We start from the raw sequence: 23,103 nt of genomic DNA, 5'->3' as shown, positions 1-23,103 counted from the left end.
GCGATGGCCGCGAGGGGCCGCATGAATCTTACGCGTCGCGCACGGCCGAGGCCGGGCCGGCGCCAGCCGATCGCCGACCCGAGCGAAACTGGCTCGGCGCGGCGCCGGCCGCCCTGCGCATGAGCCGTCGCAGTGCCGTCGCGTCCTCGTAGCCCACCTCGGCGGCGACTTGCTCGACCGTCATCCGGCTCGACTCGATCAGCATGCGGGCCCGGTTGAGCCGCACGCTCTGCACCAGCGCCAGGGCGCCCTGGCCGGTCGCGGCGCGCACCTGCCTCGCCAGCGTCCGCTGCGACATGGCGAATCGCTCGGCCAATGCCGCCACACTGGGCGGATGCGGCAGGGCCGACTCGATGCAATGCGTCAGGCGCGCCACCAGCGGGTTGCCGTTGGACATCATGGAAGGCAGCGCGAACGGCGCCTGCGCCTGGCGCCCGTCGATGAGCAGGACCCGGCCGACCGCGTCGGCGAGTGCCGTGCCGAAGCGCGTGCGCAGCAGGTGGAGCATCAGGTCCGATTGCGCGAAGGCGGCACCGGCGGTCGTCACTGGCCCGTCGGCGCACACCATGCGGTCGGCATCGACGACGCAGCCCGGTTCGATGCGCCGCAGTTCGGGCGCGAGCCACCACGAGGTCGTGACCCGCCGTTGCCGCAGCAGGCCCGCCGCCTGCAGCAGGAAGACCGCCGAGCAGGATGCGGCGACCGCGCTGCCTCGCCGGCCGTGCCGCCTGACGGCGGCGATCGTGGGCGCGATGTCGGCGCCCGCCAGGCGGCGCGCCAGTTCGGCGGGATCGTCCACGCCCAGGCCGGGAACGATCCAGGTCGAGGCATCGGCGCGCGAGCGCGCGGGCAACACCGCGGTGTCGACCCGCAGGCCGCTGCCGAGGGCCACGACGCCGCCGTTCGGCGACACCACGCGCCACGTCGGTCGCGGCGACTTGGCCCGCGGCGCCAGCGCGGCGGCGGCATTCAGGATGTCGAGGGTCACGGCCACGCTGCTGCCGTAGGCGCCAGGCAGGATCAGGATCGTGAAATCGTGCATGGCTGAAAACGCCTGAATTGGGGTTAATTGGACACTGGCAGTCTAAGATGGTGCAGGTTGCAATGGCGATCCGCATCCCAGAAAAAGGACGCCCATGCCCACGATCCTCGTCGACATTCCCAAAGACGCCTTCCCCGGTTCAGCCCGCGCTGCGCTGGTTCGCGGCTTCAACGCCGCCGCCGGTGCTGCCGAGCAGATCCCGGCCGATCCGAGGCAACGGTCCTTGTGCTGGGTCCTCGTCAACGAGGTGGCCACCGGTGGCTGGATCTGCGGCGGTGTCGACCTGACTTCGCAACTGCTGCCTTGCAGCGCCAGGATCTACTTGCCATCGGGTGTTCTGGATGAGACGTCGCGAGCCAGCTACGTGCAATGCGTGCACGCATCTTTCGAACAGGCGCTTCCTGCCGACGACCGGCGGCGCCTCGTCACGTCGGTGCTTCTGCAGGAGGTGGCTGACGGCCGCTGGGGTGTCGGCGGGGCCGTCTGGACGTTGGCGGACTTTGCCCGGGCGGCCGGTTTCGCCCATCTGCAGCATCTCGTCGACCATGGCCAGGAGCCCCGATGAAACCGGACCGCAACCCGAACCTGCCCGACCCGCTGGACGATTTCGATCCGCGCGAGATCACGCTGGAGGGCGTCGCCAAGGTCGTGCACGTGGCCGGCACCGGCCCGGCCGTGATCGTCATGGCCGAGATGCCGGGCATCAGTCCGCATGTCGCGCGCTTCGCCCGCTGGGTCCGCGATGCGGGGTTCACCGTCTACATGCCCTCGCTGTTCGGCCGCGACGGGGCGGTGCCGGAGGTCGAGGAGGGCACGGCCACCGTCCGGCGAGCCTGCGTCAGCGCCGAGTTCCGGGCCTTCGCGGCCGACCGGGCCAGCCCCGTGACGCAATGGCTGCGCGCCCTCGCGCGCCTGGCCCATCGGCAGTGCGGCGGCCCGGGCGTGGGCGCGATCGGGATGTGCTTCACGGGGAACTTCGCGCTGACGATGGCGCTGGAGGCGGCGGTGCTCGCGCCGGTCCTGTGCCAGCCGTCGCTGCCGCTGGACCAGCCGGCGGCCGTCGAAAGCCCGCCGGACGAGCTCGCGGCGGTTCGGCAGCGCCTGGAGCGGGACCGGCTGAGCGTCCTGGCCTATCGCTTCGAAGGGGACCGGTTCTGCACAGCCCAGCGCTTCGCCGCCTATGCCGATGCCCTGGGGGAGCGCTTCGTGGCGCGCGTGCTGCCCGACAGCGCGGCCAATCGCCACGCACTGCCGCCCTTCTTCGCCCAGGTGGTCGCCAGCCCGCACAGCGTCGTGACCGCCCACCTGATCGACGAAGCGGGCCAGCCCACCATCGCGGCGCGCGACGAGATCCTGGCGTTCTTTGCGCTCCGGCTGGGCGCAGGAAAGACTAGCTGAGGTCGCATGGGTCTGCGCGGAGACCCGGATCCGCGATTTCGACGGCGGCTTGCCGTACCGCACGGATGACGTATTCGACTTCCTCGTCGTCGAGCATGGGATAGAGCGGCAGGGCCAGCGAGCAGTCGGCCAGCTTTTCGCTGTGCGGCAGGGCGCGCGCGCCGTGCCAGGCACGAAGGGCTTCGTGCCGGTGCAGCGGCTGCTCGTAGTAGATGCGGGTGGCAACGCCGGATTCGGCCAGCCGAGCCGCGAACCTGTCGCGCTCGCGCCGTTCCGGCAAGGCAACGACGAAATAGTTCCAGGCGTGGCCCGCGGCATCGCGCGGCAGCCGCATCGGGCAGCCGGACCAGGCTGCCAGGTAGCGCGTCGCGATCGTTTGCCGCCGCGTGATCGCCGCCGGGAAGTCATCCAGGGCCGCGTTGAGCAGGCAGGCCTGCAGTTCGTCCATGCGGCTGTTGTGCCCGAGGCAGTGATGGCGGCCATCGCTCCAACCGTGGTTGCGCAGCAGGCGCGCCTGCTGCGCGTGGCGCGGATCGCGGAAGGCCAGCGCGCCGGCATCACCGGCTGCGCCCAGCGTCTTGGTCGGATAGAAGCTCATCGCCGTGGCGTCGCCCCAGGTGCCGGCCGGCTCCAGGCGAGCGGTTGCGTCGCCCGTGCGGGCGCCCAGGCATTGCGCCACGTCCTCGATCAGGTGCAGTTGCTCGCCCCGGCAATAGGCGGCGAGTTCGGGCAGGCCGGTCGGATCGCCGAACAGGCCGACCGCGAGGACGGCGCGGGTGCGCGGCGTGCGCGCCTCGCGGAAGTGTTCAAGCGACGGCAGGAAATCATCGACGGCGCTGTCGACGAAGACCGGCCGCGCGCCGACCGCGATCACGGCTTCCGCGCAGGCGATAAAGGTGTAGGACGGAAGCAGGACCTCGTCTTGCGCGGTTCCCCCGCCTGCGCTGCCGATGCCCAGGGTCTTGAAGGCCAGCAGCAGCGCCTCGGAACCTGAACCCACGGCCACGGTCTCGCGACCCTTCAGCAAGCCCGACAGCCGCGCTTCGAGCATCCGGACCTGGGGGCCGAGGATGTAGACCCCGCTTCGCAGCACGTCGCCGCACAGCTGTCCCAGGTGGGCCGCCATCGGTTCGGAGGCGGCCGCCGAGCGGAACAGCGGGATGGTCTTCTTCACGCGCGCAGGACCTGCAAGGCCCGGGTCACGGCTGCCAGTCCTTCGGCGCCCGACGCGATGCGGCGGCCCTGGCCGTGGATCGCGCGCCGGAAGTCCTGGTATTGCTGCGCCAGCGCGTCATCGCCCGCGACCAGGCAGCGCTCGCCCTCGCGCAGGTCGAGCGTGAGTTCGCGGCCGGCTTCGTCGATCTGCAGCCGGGTCTGTGGCGACGCGCTGTCGTAGCCGCTTTCCAGGTCGGCGACGAGGCCGCCCAATTGAACGCGCGCGCTGACGCTGCGCACGCCGACCTTTCGGGCGAGGACCCGCAGCGGCGCATCCGTGGGCACGGCGCACAGCCAGGCCAGCAGGTCGAGGTCGTGCACCATCAGATCCAGGATGCTGTCGGCGGCCGTGGCATTGCGTGTGGAAAATCGGCGAAATCGCAGGAACGGATGGGGGCTGTGGCCGTGGTCCGCAGCCGCGTGTCGCAGCCGCGCCAGCATGACGTCGTCGAATACCGGATTGAAGCGTTCGATATGCCCGGTGCTCAGCGTGACACCGCATTGCCGGGCGGTCCCGATCATCAGGGCGCCGTCGCGCGGCTCGATGCACAACGGCTTCTCGACCAGCACGTGGCAGCCCCTGCGCATCAGGGCCAGCGCGACCTTGGCATGCGCCGCGTCGCTGGTGACGACGGTCGCCGATGCGATGTCCGAGGGCAGTTCGTCCACGTGCGACAGCAGCGGCAGCGTTGCGAGCTCGGCATCGGCGCCGGCTGCCGGCGAACAGTCCACCGCGGCGCGCAGGCAAAACCCCGGCAGCCCGGCCAGCTTGCGCGCGTGCGTGCGGCCGAAGCGGCCGAGACCGACGACGGCATGGAGGAGGTCGGCTTCGACGCGACCAGACGGCGGCTGCCCCGTGGGCGCGTCGATGGGGCCGTCTGTGAAGGCGGGGGTCGAGAAAGTCATCGATTCCGGGGGGCGCTTCAGCGAGCCGGTCCGCGCAATCGGTCGGCGACGGCCTGGAGGTGGGCGCCGCGGATCACGTGGCGGTAGACGCCCGCCGCGACGCGTTCTTCGCCGAAGGTTTCGAACGCCGGCTTGGCGAGCGCCGCCTCGGCCCGCTCGTAGCGGGTGGGCTGTGCGGCGAAGAGACACTCCCGGCCATAGGCCCGGGCCCCGAACTCGGCGATGAAGCCGTCGAGTTCGCGCTCCAGCTGGCCACCGAAACTGCGGGCGTAGCCGTGCATGTCGTCGAGCTTGGCCTGCAGCTCGCGTTCATCGAGCTCGATCATGAGATGCTGCTCCGCCGACAGGCGGGCCGGCGGGCTCGGATGGCCCACCGTCGGGTAGCCGAACGCGGCGACCGCATGACCGCGCGCCGCGCAGCGCACCGCGACCTGGTTGGCCAACAGGCGGCAGAGGTCGTGCGACGGGTTGTAGTCCTCCGCCTCGTCCGCGACGATGCAGTCGATGCCCTGCGCGAGCACATGCGTCGTCAAGGCCTCGAGCCACTGCGCGAACAGAAGGCTGTCGCCCTCCAGCAGTGCGCGGTAGATCTGCGCATCGGCCACCGGCTGCACGACCCCCGGCACCCAGTTCGCACCGGCACCAGCCAGGTTGGCGAGCGTGGGGTCGAGCCGCGGCACGCCGCTCGACCCGGCGCCGTTGGTCAGCACCACGAAGTCGGGGCGCTCGTTGCGCAGCCATTTCCAGAGCAGCAGTTCGTGCCCCGAGTGGGCGGCGATGACCAGGGATTTCATGCGCGCTGGCTTCTCGACAGGAGGAAGGTCGAAATCCGGCGCAGCGGCGCGGTCACGCGCCATGAACGGCTGGCGTGGACTTCGCGCAACTGCGCCTGCAGGCCCGCCAGTTCGGCGCGCGCCTGCCGGCTCTGTTGCTCGGCGTCGGCCAGCCTGGCGCTGCAAGCGGCCTCGGTGGCTCGCAACTGCTCGGCCAGCTCGGCCTGCGCGGTCGCTCGGTCGGCATGACCCTGCACCTGGGCCTGCCGCGCGTCGAGCTCAACCTGGTGCGCGCGCTGGCGGTCGTTGAGGGCTTGATGCAGCAGCGCGAGCTGCTGCTGCAGCGCCGCCATGGCGAGATGCGCCGCCGTGGGGCTGCCGCGCCGGATCCAATCGTCCATGTAGTGCGCCATCTCGCGTGCGCGTTGGTCCGAAGGGACCTCGACCGTCGGGTATTGCTGTGAGAGTCGCAGTGCCCAGGTCTCCAGCGCGCCCAGCGTCACATCGAGTCCACCTTTCGCGCGGCCCCACGCAGCGGCGGCGCCCGCGTCCTGCGCGTCGTACCGGTCGAGTTCGGCGCCCACGTTGTCCCGCGTGATCGGGCGGACCATCAAGGCGCGGCCGAAGTTCCAGCGCCGTGCGTGCGCGACCTCGCCCGCCGTCACCATCTCGCCCATCCCCATGCTGGGGTCGAGCACCACGACGGCATTGCCGGTCACCAGCGCCTCGGTGGCGCAGCGGCCCTTGGCGAAGACCACGTCGTAGCGGCCGAGGGCCGCCGCCGGGTCGGTCATGTGGTTGCCGCTGCCGCTGCCGATCACGTCCAGAGTCAGTCCGCGCTGCGTGCAGGCTGCCCGGACTTCTTCGAGCTGCGCATCGTGCGAAGCGTAGTTGCTGAACACCAGCGCGCTGCGTGGCCGCACCGGCAGCGCGGGGCGCGGCAGGAAGCGCGAGAGGTCGACCCCGTTCTGGATCAGCTCGATGCGCTCGCGCGGGATCCCGAATTCGTGCACCAGGCGCTCGGCGCAGTTCTCGTCGACGGCCACGTGGCAGACGACCTGGGCGAACCGGGCCGGGCGCCCATGGTCCGCGCTGCGGTCGTGACAGATCGTGAGAACCGGCACGTCGTGGAAATGAAGCAGGGCGCGCACCGTCTCGTGGTGGGTGTTGCCGATGATCACGTCGGGCCGCCCGGCCATGTCGGCCACGTCCGTCACACAGGCGATCGAGGCGTATCGCAGTTCGTCGGCCATGTCGCCGAAGGTAGTGGCGAAGATGGTGACCGCATGCCCGCGCCGACGCAGCCAAAGTGCCAGATCGCGGGTGAACATTTCCGCACCCGAGCGATGCACGAGATAGCACATCGCAAGCAGGATGTTCAGCGGGCGCCCGGCAGCCGGGCCCGGCGCAGCGGTGCGCACCCTCAGCCGAGCGAAGGCGCGCCGGCCAGGACGTGCCCAGCCTGCTGGTCCGCGTGGTAGCTCGAGCGCACCATCGCGCCGACGGCCGCATGGCTGAAGCCCATCTTGTAGGCCTCTTCCTCGAACATCTTGAAGGTGTCGGGATGCACGTAGCGGCGCACCGGCAGGTGGCTGTTGCTGGGCGACAGGTACTGGCCGATGGTCAGCATGTCGATGTCGTGGGCGCGCATGTCGCGCATCACCTGCAGGATTTCTTCGTCGGTCTCGCCGAGGCCGACCATGATGCCGCTCTTGGTCGGCACGTCGGGGTGCAGCGCCTTGAACTTCTTCAGCAGGTTGAGGCTGAACTGGTAGTCGCTGCCCGGCCGCGCTTCCTTGTAGAGGCGCGGCGCGGTCTCGAGGTTGTGGTTCATCACGTCCGGCGGCGCGGCCTTGAGGATCTCCAGCGCGCGGTCGTCGCGGCCGCGGAAGTCGGGCACCAGGATCTCGATCTGCGTCGTTGGCGAGAGCTCGCGGATGTTGCGGATGCAGTCGACGAAGTGCTGGCTGCCGCCGTCGCGCAGGTCGTCGCGGTCGACGCTGGTGATCACCACGTACTTGAGGCGCAGCCTGGCGATGGTCTTGGCCAGGTTCAGCGGCTCATCGGTGTCGAGCGGGTCGGGCCGCCCGTGGCCGACGTCGCAGAACGGGCAGCGCCGGGTGCACTTGTCGCCCATGATCATGAAGGTGGCCGTGCCGTTGCCGAAGCACTCGCCGATGTTCGGGCACGAAGCCTCCTCGCACACCGTGTGCAGGTTGCTCTCGCGCAGGATCTGCTTGATCTCGTAGAAGCGGGTGGTCGGCGAGCCGGCCTTGACGCGGATCCAGTCGGGCTTCTTGAGCACCTCGCCCTGCACCACCTTGACCGGGATGCGCGACAGCTTGGCCGCGGCCTTCTGCTTGGCGAGCGGGTTGTAGTTTTCGGGGCCTTGTGCGTCGCGGACGACTTCGACGGTGCTCATGGCAACTCTCTTTGACGGGGCTCAGGGCGCGAGGTAGGCGGCCAGCTTGCGGCCAAGCACCTGCGCGGCTTCGTCCCAGGTTGTTCGAACGCCGATTGTAGAAAGATCGACGGTTTCAAGCCCTGCGTAGCCGCAAGGGTTGATGCGGGTGAAGGGTTCCAGGTCCATCGCCACGTTGAGCGCCACGCCGTGGTAGGTGCAGTGACGGCTGACCTTGATCCCGAGCGCGGCGATCTTGCCCAGGCCCCGAAAAGGGTCGGCGGGATGCTGCGGGCCGGTCAGCGCCGCATGCGAGAACGGGTCGTCCAGCCGCACGTAGATGCCGGGTGCGCCGGCCACCCGGTGCCCAGTGACCTCGAAATGGGCCAGCGTGCGGATCACGGCCTCCTCGATCCGGTAAACGTATTCCTTCACGTAGTAGCCGGCCCGCTTGAGGTCGATCAGCGGATAGGCCACCACCTGGCCGGGGCCGTGGTAGGTCACCTGGCCGCCGCGATCGGTCTGCACCACGGGAATCGGGCCAGGGTTCAGCACGTGGTCGGCCTTGCCCGCCAGGCCCTGGGTGTAGACCGGCGGATGCTCGCAGAGCCACAGCTGGTCGGGACTGTCGGGGCTGCGCGCCTGCGTCGCCTGCTGCATGGCGGCGTAGGTCGGGGCGTAGTCGACGCGGCCGAGCAGCGTCGGCGCGAGCGCTGGGGTCAGAGCACCACCTTCACCATCGGGTGGCTCGACAGCGCGCGATAGATGTCGTCGAGCTGCTCGCGGCTGGTGGCGGTCACGGTGATCGTCACGCCGAGGTAGTTGCCGGCCTTGCTGTTGCGCAGCTCGATGGTGGTGGCGTCGAACGCCGGATCGAACTGCTCGGCGATCAGCGTCACGGCATGCACGAAGCCTTCGACTTTCGCGCCCATCACTTTGATCGGGAACTGGGAGGGGTACTCGATCAGCGATTCCTTGCGGGCGTCGATCGGGGTGTCGGGGACTTGGGTCATGCGGGCACTCCTTGAAAACCCTGTCGTTGCGTGCTGCGGGCCTTGGCCTGCTGGTAGCCGGCGTAGAGCGCCTGGTAGATCGGGCCGGGGCGGCCGGCGCCGATGGTGCGGCCGTCGAGCGTCACCACCGGCAGCACTTCCTTGCTGGCGGAGGACAGCAGCAGCTCGTCGGCGCCGAACACCTCTTCGCGCGTGATGCGGCGCAGCGTGAACGGGATGCCGGCGTCGGCGCAGATCTGCTCGATCAGGCCGTAGCGGATGCCGGCCAGCACCAGCTGGTCCTTGGGCGGGCCGCTGACGATGCCGTCCTTCACCACCCAGACGTTGCTGGAGGAGGCCTCGCTGAGTCCCTCGTCGCGGAACATGATCGTCTCGGCGGCACCGGCCGCGACGCTGATCTGCCGCGCCAGCACCGCGCCGAGCAGGCTGGTGGCCTTGATGTGGGCTTTCTGCCAGCGGAAGTCGGGCGCGCTCACGCAGGCCACGCCCTGGGCACGCACGGCGTCGGCGACCGGTTTCATGGGGTTCACCATCACGAACACCGTGGGCGTCAGGCCCTGCGGCATCGCATGGTCGCGCGGCGCCACGCCGCGCGTCACCTGGATGTAGATGCCCTGCATGCCGGCGCGCTGGGCCGGCGGCGCGGCCTCGACCAGCCGCATCGCGATCTCGCGCCATTGCGCGGGTGACAACGGGCTGCGGATCTGCAACTCGGCCAGCGAACGCTCGAGCCTTGCCATGTGCAGGTCGAAGCAGAAGGGCTGGCCGCCGTAGGTCGGCACCACCTCGTAGACGCCGTCGCCGAAAATGAACCCGCGGTCGAGTACGCTGATCTTGGCGTCGCGCAGCGGCGTATAACTACCGTCGAGGTAGCAGAGGTTGTCCGGGAGGGCGTGGGCGATCGGGTGCATGGAGAATTATGGTGGGGGCGCGCAGAGCTTTCCCAAGCGGGTTCGGAGCGCCCCGGCGCCGGACTGGGGAACTTTTCCTCCGCATCCGTGTGGGCTGGCCGAACGCCATGGGTTTTTACTTATAATCAATGGCTTTGTAGAAATTCTGGTTCGTCATCCGGGCTTCATTCGAAATGAAAACAATCGCCCGCAATGCATCGAAAGAGGTCCCCGAGGATCCCGAGGATGGCGACGGTCCGGAAGAAGAGTTCAAGCCGCTGACCGCCGAAGAGGCCCAGCGGCTACGCGAACTGAAGCCGCTGATCTCGCCCTGGCGGGTGATCGCGATTCAGGTCGTTGGGGGGCTGCTGGCGGCATTGGCGGCCTGGGGTCTGACAGGGAGGGAAAATCTGGGGTGGTCCGCCGGATACGGTGCGCTCGCGGTGGTCGTTCCCGCGGCGGTGTTCGCACGGGGGCTCACCGGACGTTTTGCATCCCTGAATCCGGGCACTGCGGTGTTCGGGTTCTTCTTGTGGGAAATGGTCAAGATGGCCTTGACGGTGGCGATGCTGATCGCCGCGCCAAGGCTGATTTCGGAACTGAGCTGGCCGGCGATGCTGGTGGGCTTGGTGGTGACAATGAAGGCGGCTTGGGTGGCGGTGATGCTGGCCCCCAAACGCCTGAAACTTTGAGACGAGTAACGGATGGCTGCTGAAAACGCTGCGGAACACGGTATGACCGCTGGTGAATACATCGTTCACCACTTGACGCACCTGCAAAGCGCCAAGCCTGGAGGTGTGGCCGATCTCTCCGTCTTCAACTTTGATTCGCTGTTTTTCTCGATCCTGCTCGGCGTGCTGGGCTGCTGGATCCTGTGGCGGGCCGCCCGCAAGGCGACTTCGGGTGTTCCCGGGCGCTTTCAGGCCGCGGTCGAGATCCTGGTCGAGGTCGTCGACCAGCAGGCCAAGGGCATCGTCCACAACGTCGAGAGCCGCAAGTACGTCGCTCCGCTGGCGCTGACGATCTTCGTGTGGATCTTCATGCTCAACGCGATGGACTTGTTCCCGGTCGATCTGTTCCCGGCCATCTGGGCCAAGATCTTCGGCATCGCCGGCCATGACCCGGAGCATGCCTACCTGCGCGTCGTGCCGACGGCCGACCTTTCGGTCGCGATGGGCATGTCGGTCACGGTGCTGATCATCTGCCTCTACTACAACATCAAGATCAAGGGCCTGGGCGGCTGGATCCACGAGCTCTTCACCGCGCCTTTCGGCAACCACTGGGCGCTGTACCCCTTCAACTTCGCCATGCAGATGATCGAGTTCATCGCCAAGACGGTCTCGCACGGCATGCGGTTGTTCGGCAACATGTATGCCGGCGAACTGATCTTCCTGCTGATCGCCCTGATGGGCGGCGCCTGGACGCTGTCCGCCACCGGCATCTTCCTGGCGCTCGGCCACATCATCGCGGGCACGGCCTGGGCCATCTTCCACATCCTGATCATCACGCTGCAAGCCTTCGTGTTCATGATGTTGACGCTGGTCTACATCGGCCAGGCGCACGATCACCACTGATCATTCGTTTTCGTTTTCTTTTCTCTTCAACCAAAGTCCTCTAGGAGTCATCATGGAAGTTATCAGCTTTGTCGCACTGGCCGCCGGCCTGATCATCGGTCTGGGCGCTGTCGGTGCATGTATCGGCATCGGCATCATGGGCAGCAAGTACCTCGAATCGGCTGCCCGTCAACCCGAGCTGATGGGCGAACTGCAAACCAAGATGTTCCTGCTGGCCGGTCTGATCGACGCCGCGTTCATCATCGGTACCGGTATCGCGCTGTGGTTCGCAACGGCCAACCCGTTCCTCTCGCAAATCGCCAACCTGCCGAAGTAATCGGGTCCAGGCTTTCTCGTCGAACCCATGTCGTTCCGCGTTGAATGGCCTCGGATTCATTCCCAAAGAGAGGGTGAAAAGTGAGCATTACCGGTACCCTGATCGTCCAGATGATCGTGTTCCTGATCCTTGTCGGGTTCACGATGAAATACGTGTGGCCGCCGATCGCCAAGGCGTTGGACGATCGTGCCCAGAAGATCGCCGAAGGCCTCGCAGCCGCCGACAAGGCCAAGAGCGAACTGTCCGCCGCCAACAAGCGCGTGGAAGTCGAACTCGGCCAGGCGCGCAACGAGTCCGCCCAGCGTCTTGCCGATGCCGAACGTCGTGCGCAGGCCATCGTTGAAGAGGCCAAGGGCCGCGCCACGGAAGAAGGCAACAAGATCGTTGCGGCCGCCCGCGCCGAAGCCGAGCAGCAAGCCGTGAAGGCCCGCGAGGCCCTGCGCGAGCAAGTCGCCGCGCTGGCCGTCAAGGGCGCCGAGCAGATCCTGCGCAAGGAAGTGAATCCGGCCGTCCACGCCGATTTGCTGGCCCGCCTGCAGACCGAACTCTGATCACGCCATGGCCGAACTCGCCACCATCGCACGTCCCTACGCCGAAGCGCTGTTCAAGGCGTCTTCGTCGGACCTCGCCGGAACCGGCGCTTGGCTCGACAACGTCGCCGCCATCGCCGCCAATCCCGAGTTGCTCCAGTTTGCGGACAACCCCAAGGCCACGCCCGAGCAGGTGCTCGGCGTTGTCGCCGCCGCGCACGGTTCGCCGCTGCCGCCTGCGGCGAACAACTTCCTGATGGCGCTGCTCGAGAACGGCCGCTTCACCGCGCTGCCCGAGATCGCCAAGCAGTTCCGCGTGCTGGCCAGCGCGCAGAGCGGCACGTCGGATGCCGTGGTGTACAGCGCCTTCCCGATCGACGGCGCCGCCCTGGGCAACATCTCCGCCGCGCTCGAAAAGCGTTTCGGCCGCAAGCTGCAGTTCACGGTCCAGCAGGACCCGTCGCTGATCGGCGGCATTCGTGTGGTGGTCGGTGACGAAGTGCTCGACACCTCCGTCAAAGCGCGCCTTGAACAAATGAAAGTTGCGCTGGCAGCCGCTTGAGGTCGCCAGCCCCTTACAAAGAAAGAAGGAAAGAGTCATGCAACTCAATCCCGCAGAAATTTCCGAACTGATCAAGAGCCGCATCGAGGGCCTCGGCGTCAGCGCGAACATCCGCAACGAAGGCACCGTGGTGTCGGTGACCGACGGCATCGTGCGCGTGCACGGCCTGTCGGACGCGATGCAGGGCGAAATGCTCGAGTTCCCGCCGTCGGCCGACGGCACGCCGTCGTTCGGCCTGGCGCTGAACCTCGAGCGCGATTCGGTCGGCGCCGTGATTCTGGGCGAGTACGAGCACATCTCCGAAGGCGACACCGTCAAGTGCACGGGCCGCATCCTGGAAGTGCCGGTGGGCCCCGAACTGATCGGCCGCGTGGTGAATGCACTGGGCCAGCCGATCGACGGCAAGGGTCCGATCAACGCCAAGATGACCGACGTGATCGAAAAGGTCGCCCCGGGCGTGATCGCCCGCAAGTCGGTCGACCAGCCGATGCAGACCGGCCTGAAGTCGATCGACTCGATGGTGCCGATCGGCCGTGGCCAGCGCGAGCTGATCATCGGCGACCGCCAGACCGGCAAGACCGCCGTGGCGATCGACGCGATCATCAACCAGAAGGGTCAGAACATGACCTGCGTCTACGTCGCGATCGGCCAGAAGGCTTCGTCGATCAAGAACGTGGTGCGCGCCCTGGAACAAGCCGGCGCGATGGAATACACCATCGTGGTTGCAGCTTCCGCTTCGGAATCGGCCGCCATGCAATACGTGTCGGCCTACTCGGGCTGCACGATGGGCGAGTACTTCCGCGACCGCGGCCAGGACGCCCTGATCGTCTATGACGACCTGTCCAAGCAGGCCGTGGCCTACCGCCAGGTCTCGCTGCTGCTGCGCCGCCCGCCGGGCCGCGAAGCCTACCCCGGCGACGTGTTCTATCTCCACAGCCGCCTGCTCGAACGCGCAGCCCGCGTCAACGCCGAATACGTCGAAGCCTTCACCAAGGGTGAAGTCAAGGGCAAGACCGGCTCGCTGACCGCGCTGCCGATCATCGAAACGCAAGCCGGAGACGTGTCCGCTTTCGTTCCGACCAACGTGATCTCGATCACCGACGGCCAGATCTTCCTGGAAACCAACCTGTTCAACGCCGGTATCCGCCCCGCCATCAACGCCGGTATCTCGGTGTCGCGCGTGGGTTCGTCGGCGCAGACCAAGGTCATCAAGGGCCAGTCGGGCGGTATCCGTACCGACTTGGCGCAGTACCGTGAACTGGCTGCGTTCGCGCAGTTCGCTTCCGACCTCGACGAAGCGACCCGCAAGCAGCTCGACCGCGGCGCCCGCGTGACCGAACTGCTCAAGCAAACCCAGTACAGCCCGCTGCCCATCTCGCTGATGGGTGCCACGCTGTTCGCGGTCAACAAGGGTTTCATGGACGACATCGAGATCAAGAAGATCCTGCCCTTCGAACACGGCCTGCACCAGTTCCTGAAGTCCAGCCATGGCGCGCTGCTCGACAAGATCGAGCAGTCCAAGGCGCTCGACAAGGACGCCGAAGCCGAACTGAACACGGCCGTCGCCGCGTTCAAGAAGTCGTTCGCCTGATCGACGACCAAGGAAGGAACGCTCATGGCAGCTGGTAAGGAAATCCGCGGCAAGATCAAATCGGTGGAGAACACCAAGAAGATCACCAAGGCCATGGAAATGGTCTCGGTTTCCAAGATGCGCAAGGCGCAGGAACGCATGCGCGCGGCCCGCCCCTACAGCGAGAAGATCCGCGACATCGCGGCCAACCTCGGCCAGGCGAACCCGGAGTACACGCACGCCTTCATGAAGACGAGCGAGGCCAAGGTGATCGGGTTCATCGTCGTGACCAGCGACAAGGGCCTGTGCGGCGGCTTGAACACCAACCTGCTGCGCGCCGTGACCGCCAAGATGCGCGAGGCGCAGGCGGCCGGCAAGACGATCGACTCGGTCGCCATCGGCAGCAAGGGCCTGGGCTTCCTGAACCGCATCGGCGCGCGGGTCGTCTCGCACGTCACGCACCTGGGCGACACGCCGCACCTCGACAAGCTCATCGGGCCGGTCAAGGCGCTGCTCGACGCCTACGCCGAAGGCAAGGTCTCGGCCGTGCACCTCTGCTACACCAAGTTCGTCAACACCATCAAGCAAGAGCCGGTGGTGGAGCAACTGCTGCCCCTGGCCGCGGACACGCTGCGCACCGAGTCGGGCCATCACTCGTGGGACTACATCTACGAACCCGATGCGCAAAGCGTGATCGACGAGCTGCTGGTGCGCTATGTCGAATCGCTGGTGTACCAGGCAGTGGCCGAGAACATGGCGTCCGAGCACTCCGCCCGGATGGTGGCCATGAAGGCCGCGACCGACAACGCGGGCAACGTGATCGACGAACTCAAGCTGGTCTACAACAAGACCCGCCAGGCAGGCATCACCAAAGAGCTGTCGGAAATCGTCTCGGGCGCCGCGGCGGCCGCCGGCGTCTGAGCCTTTCGGCCCTCAACAGATTTAAATTTTTATCGGAGCAGACATGGCTCAAGCAGAAGCAGTTCAAGGCAAGATCGTTCAATGTATCGGCGCCGTGGTCGACGTGGAATTCCCGCGCGACAAGATGCCGAAGATCTACGACGCGCTCAAGTTCGAAGGCAGCGCACTGACCCTCGAAGTGCAGCAGCAGCTCGGCGACGGCGTGGTCCGCACGATTGCGCTGGGTTCCTCCGACGGCCTGCGCCGCGGCCTGATCGTGACCAACACGCAAGCCCCGATCACCGTGCCCGTGGGCAAGGGCACGCTGGGCCGCATCATGGACGTGCTGGGCGCGCCGATCGACGAACGCGGCCCGGTCGACCAGACCCTGACCGCCTCGATCCACCGCAAGGCCCCGGCCTACGACGAACTCTCGCCCTCGCAAGACCTGCTTGAAACCGGCATCAAGGTGATCGACCTGGTGTGCCCGTTCGCCAAGGGCGGCAAGGTGGGCCTGTTCGGCGGCGCCGGCGTCGGCAAGACCGTGAACATGATGGAGCTCATCAACAACATCGCCAAGGCGCACTCGGGTCTGTCCGTGTTTGCCGGCGTCGGTGAGCGCACCCGCGAAGGCAACGACTTCTATCACGAGATGGCCGACTCCGGCGTCGTGAACCTGGAGAACCTCGGCGAGTCGAAGGTGGCCATGGTCTACGGCCAGATGAACGAGCCCCCGGGCAACCGTCTGCGCGTGGCGCTGACCGGCCTGACCATCGCCGAGTCGTTCCGCGACGAAGGCCGCGACGTCCTGTTCTTCGTCGACAACATCTACCGCTACACGCTGGCCGGTACCGAAGTGTCGGCACTGCTGGGCCGGATGCCTTCCGCCGTGGGCTACCAGCCCACGCTGGCCGAGGAAATGGGCCGCCTGCAAGAGCGCATCACCTCGACCAAGGTCGGCTCGATCACCTCGATCCAGGCCGTGTACGTGCCGGCCGACGACTTGACCGACCCGTCGCCCGCCACCACCTTCGCCCACCTGGACTCCACCGTGGTGCTGTCGCGCGACATCGCTTCGCTCGGTATCTACCCGGCCGTGGACCCGCTCGACTCGACCTCGCGCCAGCTCGACCCGAACGTGGTCGGCGAAGAGCACTACAACGTGGCCCGCGCCGTGCAAGGCACGCTGCAGCGCTACAAGGAACTGCGCGACATCATCGCCATTCTGGGCATGGACGAACTGGCTCCCGAAGACAAGCTGGCCGTGGCCCGCGCCCGGAAGATCCAGCGCTTCCTGTCGCAGCCCTTCCACGTGGCCGAAGTGTTCACCGGCTCGCCCGGCAAGTACGTGCCGCTGAGCGAGACCATCCGCGGCTTCAAGATGATCGTGAACGGCGAAGCCGACCACCTGCCGGAACAAGCGTTCTACATGGTGGGCAGCATCGACGAAGCGTTCGAAAAGGCCAAGAAGGTCGCTTAAGGAATCCCCATGGCAGGCACCATTCACGTCAACGTGGTCAGCGCCGAGGAGTCGATCTTCTCGGGCGAGGCCAAGTTCGTTGCTCTGCCCGGTGAAGCCGGCGAGCTCGGCATCTACCCGCGCCACACGCCGCTGATCACGCGCATCCGCCCCGGCGCGGTGCGCATCGAGACGGCCGACGGCGGCGAGGAATTCGTCTTCGTGGCCGGCGGCATCCTCGAGGTGCAGCCCACCACCGTGACCGTGCTGTCCGACACCGCGATCCGCGGCAAGGACCTCGACAGCGAAAAGGCCAACGCCGCCAAGGCCGCGGCCGAGGAAGCACTCAAGAGCGCCAAGACCGACATCGACATCGCGATGGCACAGTCGGAACTGGCCGTGATGGCGGCCCAGCTGGCCGCCCTGCGCAAGTACCGCCAGAAGAAGTAGGCGCGCCCGCGCTTTCCGAGTCAAAGCCGCCTTCGGGCGGCTTTTTCGTTTCAGCGCCTGACAGTCAACAACTTCGGACTTTATTTGGTCGAAGATGGGACTTGTTTGGCTGAAGCCGCGCCCCTAGTATTCGCCATCGTTCAGGCCGGCCCCGGCCAGGCACGACAGAAGAACGAATACCGGAGACAAGCACTTGGCCCCCTGGAGCCGATTGACCGCGGACGAGATGCAGCTGCTGGAGACCACCTTCTGGTCGGCCGGCGGGTCGCGCCACGGCATGGCCGAACAGCTCGGCTTCTCCAAGAGCAAGACCAACGCGCTGATCGCCGGATTGGTTGAACAGGGCCTGCTGGCCGAAGCCGGCCTGCAGCGCTCGTCGGGCGGACGCCGGCCCGAGAACCTCCAGCTGCATGCGGGCCTGGGCGTGGTGGTCGGCATCGACATCGGCGCCACCAGCGTCGATGTGGCGGTGCTCGGCCCCGACCTGGCCGTGCTGGCCCACCATGGCGAGCCGGCGGACGTGCGCGAGGGCCCGGGCGTGGTGCTGGCGCGGGTGCGGGTGCTGGTGCGCGAACTGCTGTCGCGTGCGGGCTTCGCGCCGCGCCAGGTGATCGGCATCGGCATCGGCGTGCCCGGCCCGGTCAATTTCGAGATCGGCCAGCTCGTGAATCCGCCGCTGATGCCTGCCTGGGACAGCTTCTCGATCCGCGACTACCTGCGCGAGGAGTACGCCGCGCCGGTGTTCGTCGACAACGACGTGAACCTGATGGCGCTCGGCGAGTTGTGGCGGCTGCGGCGCTCGCTCACCAACTTCCTGGTGATCAAGGTAGGCACCGGCATAGGCTGCGGCATCGTCTGCCACGGCGAGGTCTACCGCGGCGCCGCCGGCTCGGCCGGCGACGTCGGCCACATCTGCGTCGACCAGGAAGGCCCGCGCTGCCATTGCGGCAACCTGGGCTGCGTCGAGGTGATGGCGGCCGGCCCGGCGATCACGCGGATGGCGGTGGAGGCCGCCATGGCCGGCGAGAGCGCCGCGTTGGCGGAATGCCTGCGTGCCCAGGGCCGGATCGACGCCATCGATGTCGGCGAGGCCAGCCGAGCCGGCGATGCCTCGGCCAATGCGATCGTGCAGCGCGCGGGCAGCCTGATCGGCCAGATGTTGGCGTCGATCGTCAACTTCTTCAATCCCTCGCATGTGTTCATCGGCGGCGGCATCACGCGGATCGGCCCGCTGTTCCTGGCCGCGGTGCGCCAGAGCGTCTACCAGCGCTCGCTGGCGCTGTCGACGCGCCACCTCGAGATCCAGTACACGCCGCTCGGGGCGCAGGCCGGGCTGATCGGCGCCGGCGCGCTCGCGATGCACGAGACGCTCAAGGTGCGGGGGGTGGCGCCATGAAGAGCGTGTCGGTCTCGTTCGAGCAGGTGCGCAAGTCCTTCGGCCCGGTGCAGGTGCTGCACGGCGTGTCATTCGCGCTCGAGCCCGGGCGGGTGTATGGCCTCCTGGGCGAGAACGGTGCCGGCAAATCGACGCTGATGAAGATCCTGGCCGGCTACGAATCGCTCACCGACGGCACGCTGCGCGTGAACGGCGAGGCGCGCAATTTCGCCAGCTCGCGCGATGCCGAGGCGCTCGGCATCGTGCTGATCCACCAGGAGTTCAACCTCGCGGAAGACCTCAGCGTGGCGCAGAACATCTTCCTCGGGCATGAAAAGAAGAAGGGATGGCTGCTCGACGACGCCGCGATGGAGCGCGAGGCGGCGAGCGCCCTGGCCGCGGTCGGCCTCGACGTCGACCCGAGGACCAAGGTGCGGCGGCTGATCGTGGCCGAGAAGCAGCTGGTCGAGATCGCCAAGGCGGTCTCGCGCCATGCCCGGCTGCTCATCATGGACGAGCCGACGGCGACGCTGACGCCCGGCGAGACCGAGCGCCTGTTCAAGCTGATCGCGCAGCTGCGGGCCGACGGCGTGACCATCGTCTACATCTCGCACAAGCTCGACGAGGTGGAACAGGTCACGGACGAGGTGATCGTGATGCGCGACGGCCGCTTCGTGACCCGGGCGCCGACCGCCGAGGTCACGCGGCAGCAGATGGCGAACCTGATGGTCGGGCGCGAACTCGCCGACCTGTATCCGCCGCGCGACGTGGTGGTCACGGCGACGGAACCGGCGCTGCGGGTGCGTGATTTCGTCGTGCCGGGCTGGGCCCGGGACGCGAATTTCGACGTCCGACCCGGCGAGATCCTCGGCTTCGCGGGCCTCGTCGGCGCCGGGCGCACCGAGCTCTTCGAGGGCGTGCTGGGACTGCGGCCTGCGACCGGCTCGGTCGAGATCGACGGCCACGTGCGCAGCTTCCGCAATCCGCGCGACGCCGCCCGCCATGGCCTGACCTACCTGAGCGAGGACCGCAAGGGCAAGGGCCTGCACGTCAACCTGGGCCTGCGCCAGAACCTCACGCTGATGGCGCTGGAACGCTATGCGCAGCCCTGGCTCAAGCCCGACGCCGAGCGCGCCGCGCTGGCCGAGGCCGTGAAGGACTACGGAATCCGCACCGGCGACCTCGACGCCCGCGCCTCGTCGCTGTCGGGCGGCAACCAGCAGAAGCTGGCGCTGGCCAAGGTGCTGCAGCCGCAGCCCAAGGTGGTGGTGCTCGACGAGCCGACCCGCGGCGTCGACGTCGGCGCCAAGCGCGACATCTATTTCCTGATCCAGCGGCTGGCCCGGCAGGGGCTGGCCGTGATCGTCGTCTCGTCCGAGCTGATGGAGCTGATCGGACTCTGCCACCGCGTCGCCGTGATGCGTGCGGGCAAGCTGGTCACCACGCTCGACGCCGAACATCTCACCGAAGAGGAGCTCATCGCCCATGCCACCGGAACAGCTCCCTAGCACCGACACACAGGCCGCGCACCGCCCGGTCGTCCAGCCGCGCTGGACCGAGCGCCTGCATGGCTTCGGTCCGGTCATCGGGCTGGTGCTGCTGTGCATCGCCGGCACCCTGCTGAACGGCGACTTCGCCACGCTCGACAACGCGATGAACGTGCTCACCCGCACCGCCTTCATCGGCATCATCGCGGTCGGCATGTGCTTCGTGATCATCTCGGGCGGCATCGACCTGTCGGTCGGCTCGATGGCCGCGCTGATCGCCGGCTGCGTGATCATGTTCATCAACGCGATGGGCCCGGCGCTCGGCTCGCCGCTGCTCGCGGTGGTGCTCGGCGCGGTGCTGGCCGTGGTGCTCGGCGCCGTGTTCGGCCTGGCGCACGGCCTGCTGATCACCAAGGGGCGGATTGAGCCCTTCATCGTGACGCTCGGCACGCTGGGCATCTTCCGGGCCTACCTGACCTACTTCGCCGACGGCGGTGCGCTGACCCTGGACAACGAGCTGTCGGACCTCTACGCGCCGGTGTACTACGCGAGCCTGCTGGGCATTCCGGTGCCGGTGTGGGTGTTCTTCATCGTCGCAGTGATCGGCGGGCTCATCCTCAACCGCACCGCCTACGGGCGCTACGTGCAGGCCATCGGCTCGAACGAGCAGGTGGCGCGCTATGCCGCGGTGGGCGTCGACAACGTGAAGATCATGACCTACGTGCTGCTGGGCGTGTGCGTCGGCATCGCCACCTTGCTGTATGTGCCGCGGCTCGGGTCAGCCTCGCCCACCACTGGCCTGCTGTGGGAGCTCGAGGCGATCGCGGCGGTGATCGTCGGCGGCACGGCGCTGAAGGGCGGTGCCGGCAGCATCACGGGCACCGTGATCGGCGCGATCCTGCTGTCGGTCATCAGCAACATCCTGAACCTCACCAGCATCATCAGCGTGTACCTGAATGCCGCGGTGCAGGGCATCGTGATCATCGTCGTGGCCTTCCTGCAGCGCGGCAAGCGCTAGGGGCCGCATTCGCTTTCCCGTCCGTTCCACTTCTTTTTCACAACAGGAGACAAGCAGCATGACTTCCCTCACACGACGCCTGGCGCTCGGCGCCATCGCCGCCGCGAGCATCGCGGCCTTCCCGGCGCTGGCCGCCGCCGAGACGGTCAACCTCGGCGTGTCGATCCCGGCCGCCACGCACAGCTTCATGGGCGGCATCAACTACTGGGCCAACCAGGCCAAGAAGGACCTCGAGAAAGAGCACAAGGACCTGAAGATCACGATCAAGACCGCGGCCAACGCGCCCGAGCAGGCCAACCAGCTGCAGGACCTGTCGACCGTGACCAAGATCAACGCCCTGGTGGTGTTCCCGTTCGAGTCGGCGGCGCTGACCAAGCCGGTGGCCCAGGTCAAGGCCAAGGGCGCCTACGTCACGGTGGTCGACCGCGGCCTGACCGACACCAGCGCGCAGGACGCCTACGTGGCCGGCGACAACACTGCCTTCGGCAAAATTCCGGCCGAGTACATCGCCAAGAAACTGGACGGCAAAGGCAACGTGGTGGCGCTGCGCGGCATCGCGACCACGCTGGACAACGAGCGCATGGACGCCTTCAACAGCGTGCTCAAGAACTACCCCGGCATCACCTTGCTTGACGCCAAGTACGCCAACTGGAACCGCGACGATGCCTTCAAGGTCACGCAGGACTACCTGACGCGCTTCAAGAAGATCGACGCCATCTGGGCCGCCGACGACGACATGGCGGTGGGCGTGCTGAAGGCGATCGAGCAGGCCAAGCGCGACGACATCCTGGTGGTGTTCGGCGGCGCCGGTGCCAAGGGCATGGTCAAGACCATCATGGACGGCAAGGACCCGCGGATCCAGGCCGACGTGAGCTACTCGCCGAAGTTCATCTACGACGCGATAAAGCTCACGGCCGAAGCCCGGCTGAAGGGTGAGAAGCTGCCGGCGACGACGATCATTCCGTCGGTGCTGATCACCAAGGACAACGCGAAGTCGTTCTACCACCCCGACTCGCCATTCTGATGTCTCCGGAGACCTCTGGCCGCAAGCTGCGCTACGCGATGGTCGGCGGCGGCCGCGACGCCTTCATCGGCGCGGTGCACCGCAAGGCGATCGCGCTCGATGGGCAGGCCGAACTGGTGGCGGGCGCGCTGTCAGGGAGCCCCGACAAGGCCAGGGCCTCGGGGCGCGACCTGTTCCTGGCCGACGATCGAAATCATGGCGACTGGCAGGCGCTGCTCGATGACGAATCGAAGCGCCCGGAAGGGGAGCGCATCGACTTCGTCTCGATCGTCACGCCGAACCATGTGCACTACCCCGTGGCGCAGGCCTTCGTCGACGCCGGCTTCCATGTCGTCTGCGACAAGCCGCTGGTGCATACGCGCGACCAGGCCGATGCACTGGTCGCGGCGGTGGCGCGCCGGGGCACGGTGTTCGGCGTCACCTACAACTACACCGGCTACCCGATGGTGCGGCAGGCGCGCGAGATGGTGCGCGCGGGCGAGCTCGGCGAGATCCGCAAGGTGGTGGTCGAATACAACCAGGGCTGGCTGGCGACCCGGCTCGAGGGCGAGGGCAACAAGCAGGCGGCCTGGCGCAGCGATCCGGCGCGCAGCGGTGCCGCCGGGGCCATCGGCGACATCGGCTCGCATGCGGAGAACCTGGTGGCGACCATCACCGGCCTCGAGATCGAGAGCCTCTGTGCCGACCTGAGCGCGCTGGTGCCCGGGCGGCCGCTCGACGACGACGGCAGCCTGCTGCTGCGATTCCGCGGTGGCGGGCGCGGGGTGCTGATCGCATCGCAGGTCAACACCGGCCTGGAGAACGACCTGCGGCTGCGGGTCTCGGGCACGCTCGGCACGCTGGTCTGGCGGCAGGAGCAGCCGAGCGAACTCGTGCACTTCCCGCACGACGGCCCGAAGCGCATCTTCACGCGCGGCGCGCCATGGCTGTGCGAGTCGGCGCGGCGCGCGAGCCGCTTGCCGAGCGGGCATCCGGAGGGCTTCATCGAGGCCTTCGCCAATGTCTACGGCGGGGTGGTCGCGGACATCCGGGCGAGGCTCGCGGGCCAGGCGGCCGATCCCCTCGCGGCCGACTATCCGCGGGTCGAAGACGGTGCGCGCGGTGTGCGCTTCATCGAACGCACCGTGGCCTCGGCGGGCAGCGAGCAGAAATGGACGGCGTGGTAGGGCGTCGGGCGCGCGCGTAGGCCCCGGCCCACAT

Annotated in this window: 25 protein-coding genes; 16 read left to right on the top strand and 9 right to left on the bottom strand. The window is 67.6% G+C overall.

From position 1 onward, the window contains the following. Nucleotides 1-28: 28 nt before the first annotated feature. Complete coding sequence (locus QZH52_RS08215) at nt 29-1,042, bottom strand: GlxA family transcriptional regulator (protein WP_301806490.1); 1,014 nt, start codon at nt 1,040-1,042, stop codon at nt 29-31. A 94-nt stretch (nt 1,043-1,136) separates the two neighbouring features. On the opposite strand from QZH52_RS08215, the gene QZH52_RS08210 reads away from it, so the two are divergent. Together QZH52_RS08210 and QZH52_RS08205 are read left to right on the top strand one after the other, a co-directional pair. After that, nucleotides 1,137-1,607, top strand: a complete 471-nt coding sequence (locus tag QZH52_RS08210; RefSeq protein ID WP_301806487.1) for a tautomerase — start codon at nt 1,137-1,139, stop codon at nt 1,605-1,607. Beyond that, nucleotides 1,604-2,440, top strand: coding sequence for a dienelactone hydrolase family protein (locus QZH52_RS08205; protein ID WP_301806485.1), 837 nt, complete (start codon nt 1,604-1,606; stop codon nt 2,438-2,440). The genes QZH52_RS08210 and QZH52_RS08205 overlap by 4 nt, the downstream gene beginning before the upstream one ends. Here the strand turns inward: QZH52_RS08205 and QZH52_RS08200 are convergent. The 8 genes from QZH52_RS08200 to QZH52_RS08165 form a co-directional block, all read right to left on the bottom strand. After that, nucleotides 2,433-3,614 carry a DegT/DnrJ/EryC1/StrS family aminotransferase gene (locus QZH52_RS08200; protein ID WP_301806482.1) on the bottom strand — a complete coding sequence of 394 codons (1,182 nt, stop codon included), beginning with the start codon at nt 3,612-3,614 and terminating at the stop codon, nt 2,433-2,435. The two genes, QZH52_RS08205 and QZH52_RS08200, sit on opposite strands and share 8 nt — an antisense overlap. After that, nucleotides 3,611-4,561, bottom strand: coding sequence for a Gfo/Idh/MocA family protein (locus QZH52_RS08195; RefSeq protein ID WP_301806480.1), 951 nt, complete (start codon nt 4,559-4,561; stop codon nt 3,611-3,613). The genes QZH52_RS08200 and QZH52_RS08195 overlap by 4 nt, the downstream gene beginning before the upstream one ends. A 17-nt stretch (nt 4,562-4,578) precedes the next feature. Further along, a complete protein-coding gene (locus QZH52_RS08190) occupies nt 4,579-5,355 on the bottom strand; it encodes a hypothetical protein (protein ID WP_301806476.1) in 777 nt (258 codons plus the stop codon). After that, nucleotides 5,352-6,665 (bottom strand): glycosyltransferase, encoded by a 1,314-nt coding sequence (locus QZH52_RS08185; protein WP_301806473.1) that lies wholly within the window; start codon nt 6,663-6,665, stop codon nt 5,352-5,354. The genes QZH52_RS08190 and QZH52_RS08185 overlap by 4 nt, the downstream gene beginning before the upstream one ends. 92 nt (nt 6,666-6,757) lie before the next feature. Beyond that, a complete protein-coding gene (gene lipA, locus QZH52_RS08180; protein ID WP_301806470.1) occupies nt 6,758-7,756 on the bottom strand; it encodes a lipoyl synthase in 999 nt (332 codons plus the stop codon). Between the two features lie 21 nt (nt 7,757-7,777). After that, nucleotides 7,778-8,458: a lipoyl(octanoyl) transferase LipB gene (gene lipB, locus QZH52_RS08175; protein ID WP_286522271.1), complete on the bottom strand. Its 681-nt coding sequence runs from the start codon at nt 8,456-8,458 to the stop codon at nt 7,778-7,780. Next, complete coding sequence (locus QZH52_RS08170) at nt 8,455-8,748, bottom strand: YbeD family protein (protein ID WP_301806468.1); 294 nt, start codon at nt 8,746-8,748, stop codon at nt 8,455-8,457. The genes lipB and QZH52_RS08170 overlap by 4 nt, the downstream gene beginning before the upstream one ends. After that, nucleotides 8,745-9,659, bottom strand: a complete 915-nt coding sequence (locus tag QZH52_RS08165; protein WP_301806466.1) for a D-amino acid aminotransferase — start codon at nt 9,657-9,659, stop codon at nt 8,745-8,747. The genes QZH52_RS08170 and QZH52_RS08165 overlap by 4 nt, the downstream gene beginning before the upstream one ends. 173 nt (nt 9,660-9,832) lie before the next feature. Between QZH52_RS08165 and QZH52_RS08160 the strand changes: the two genes are divergently transcribed. The 14 genes from QZH52_RS08160 to QZH52_RS08095 all read left to right on the top strand — a co-directional run bounded on the left by QZH52_RS08160 (nt 9,833) and on the right by QZH52_RS08095 (nt 23,069). Next, nucleotides 9,833-10,330, top strand: a complete 498-nt coding sequence (locus QZH52_RS08160; protein ID WP_301806463.1) for an ATP synthase subunit I — start codon at nt 9,833-9,835, stop codon at nt 10,328-10,330. 12 nt (nt 10,331-10,342) lie between these two features. Next, complete coding sequence (atpB, locus tag QZH52_RS08155) at nt 10,343-11,212, top strand: F0F1 ATP synthase subunit A (protein ID WP_301806460.1); 870 nt, start codon at nt 10,343-10,345, stop codon at nt 11,210-11,212. Nucleotides 11,213-11,264: 52 nt separating this feature from the next. After that, nucleotides 11,265-11,528 carry a F0F1 ATP synthase subunit C gene (gene atpE / locus QZH52_RS08150; RefSeq protein ID WP_019657641.1) on the top strand — a complete coding sequence of 88 codons (264 nt, stop codon included), beginning with the start codon at nt 11,265-11,267 and terminating at the stop codon, nt 11,526-11,528. An 80-nt stretch (nt 11,529-11,608) separates the two neighbouring features. After that, nucleotides 11,609-12,079, top strand: a complete 471-nt coding sequence (locus QZH52_RS08145) for a F0F1 ATP synthase subunit B (protein ID WP_286521901.1) — start codon at nt 11,609-11,611, stop codon at nt 12,077-12,079. Nucleotides 12,080-12,086: 7 nt separating this feature from the next. Continuing rightward, nucleotides 12,087-12,620, top strand: coding sequence for a F0F1 ATP synthase subunit delta (locus QZH52_RS08140; protein WP_286534967.1), 534 nt, complete (start codon nt 12,087-12,089; stop codon nt 12,618-12,620). Nucleotides 12,621-12,657: 37 nt separating this feature from the next. Next, nucleotides 12,658-14,211, top strand: a complete 1,554-nt coding sequence (atpA, locus tag QZH52_RS08135; protein ID WP_286535340.1) for a F0F1 ATP synthase subunit alpha — start codon at nt 12,658-12,660, stop codon at nt 14,209-14,211. 24 nt (nt 14,212-14,235) lie between these two features. After that, complete coding sequence (gene atpG, locus QZH52_RS08130) at nt 14,236-15,111, top strand: F0F1 ATP synthase subunit gamma (RefSeq protein WP_286534966.1); 876 nt, start codon at nt 14,236-14,238, stop codon at nt 15,109-15,111. A 43-nt stretch (nt 15,112-15,154) separates the two neighbouring features. Then, nucleotides 15,155-16,570 (top strand): F0F1 ATP synthase subunit beta, encoded by a 1,416-nt coding sequence (gene atpD, locus QZH52_RS08125; protein ID WP_286534965.1) that lies wholly within the window; start codon nt 15,155-15,157, stop codon nt 16,568-16,570. 9 nt (nt 16,571-16,579) lie between these two features. Then, entirely contained in the window at nt 16,580-16,999 is a 420-nt protein-coding gene (locus QZH52_RS08120; RefSeq protein WP_286506402.1) for a F0F1 ATP synthase subunit epsilon, read from the top strand. Between the two features lie 226 nt (nt 17,000-17,225). After that, on the top strand, nt 17,226-18,395 hold the full coding sequence (locus tag QZH52_RS08115) for an ROK family protein (protein WP_286535339.1): 1,170 nt from the start codon (nt 17,226-17,228) through the stop codon (nt 18,393-18,395). Beyond that, complete coding sequence (locus QZH52_RS08110; RefSeq protein ID WP_301806454.1) at nt 18,392-19,882, top strand: sugar ABC transporter ATP-binding protein; 1,491 nt, start codon at nt 18,392-18,394, stop codon at nt 19,880-19,882. Before QZH52_RS08115 ends, QZH52_RS08110 begins: the two co-directional genes overlap by 4 nt. Beyond that, entirely contained in the window at nt 19,860-20,879 is a 1,020-nt protein-coding gene (locus tag QZH52_RS08105) for an ABC transporter permease (RefSeq protein ID WP_286521907.1), read from the top strand. Before QZH52_RS08110 ends, QZH52_RS08105 begins: the two co-directional genes overlap by 23 nt. Nucleotides 20,880-20,937: 58 nt before the next feature. After that, on the top strand, nt 20,938-21,903 hold the full coding sequence (locus QZH52_RS08100; protein WP_286534963.1) for a substrate-binding domain-containing protein: 966 nt from the start codon (nt 20,938-20,940) through the stop codon (nt 21,901-21,903). Then, nucleotides 21,903-23,069 carry a Gfo/Idh/MocA family protein gene (locus QZH52_RS08095; RefSeq protein ID WP_301806448.1) on the top strand — a complete coding sequence of 389 codons (1,167 nt, stop codon included), beginning with the start codon at nt 21,903-21,905 and terminating at the stop codon, nt 23,067-23,069. Before QZH52_RS08100 ends, QZH52_RS08095 begins: the two co-directional genes overlap by 1 nt. Nucleotides 23,070-23,103: the final 34 nt, after the last annotated feature.

The organism is Variovorax ginsengisoli, assembly GCF_030486595.1.
Lineage (GTDB): Bacteria > Pseudomonadota > Gammaproteobacteria > Burkholderiales > Burkholderiaceae_C > Variovorax > Variovorax ginsengisoli_B.
This window is presented reverse-complemented; position numbering and strand designations above follow the sequence as displayed.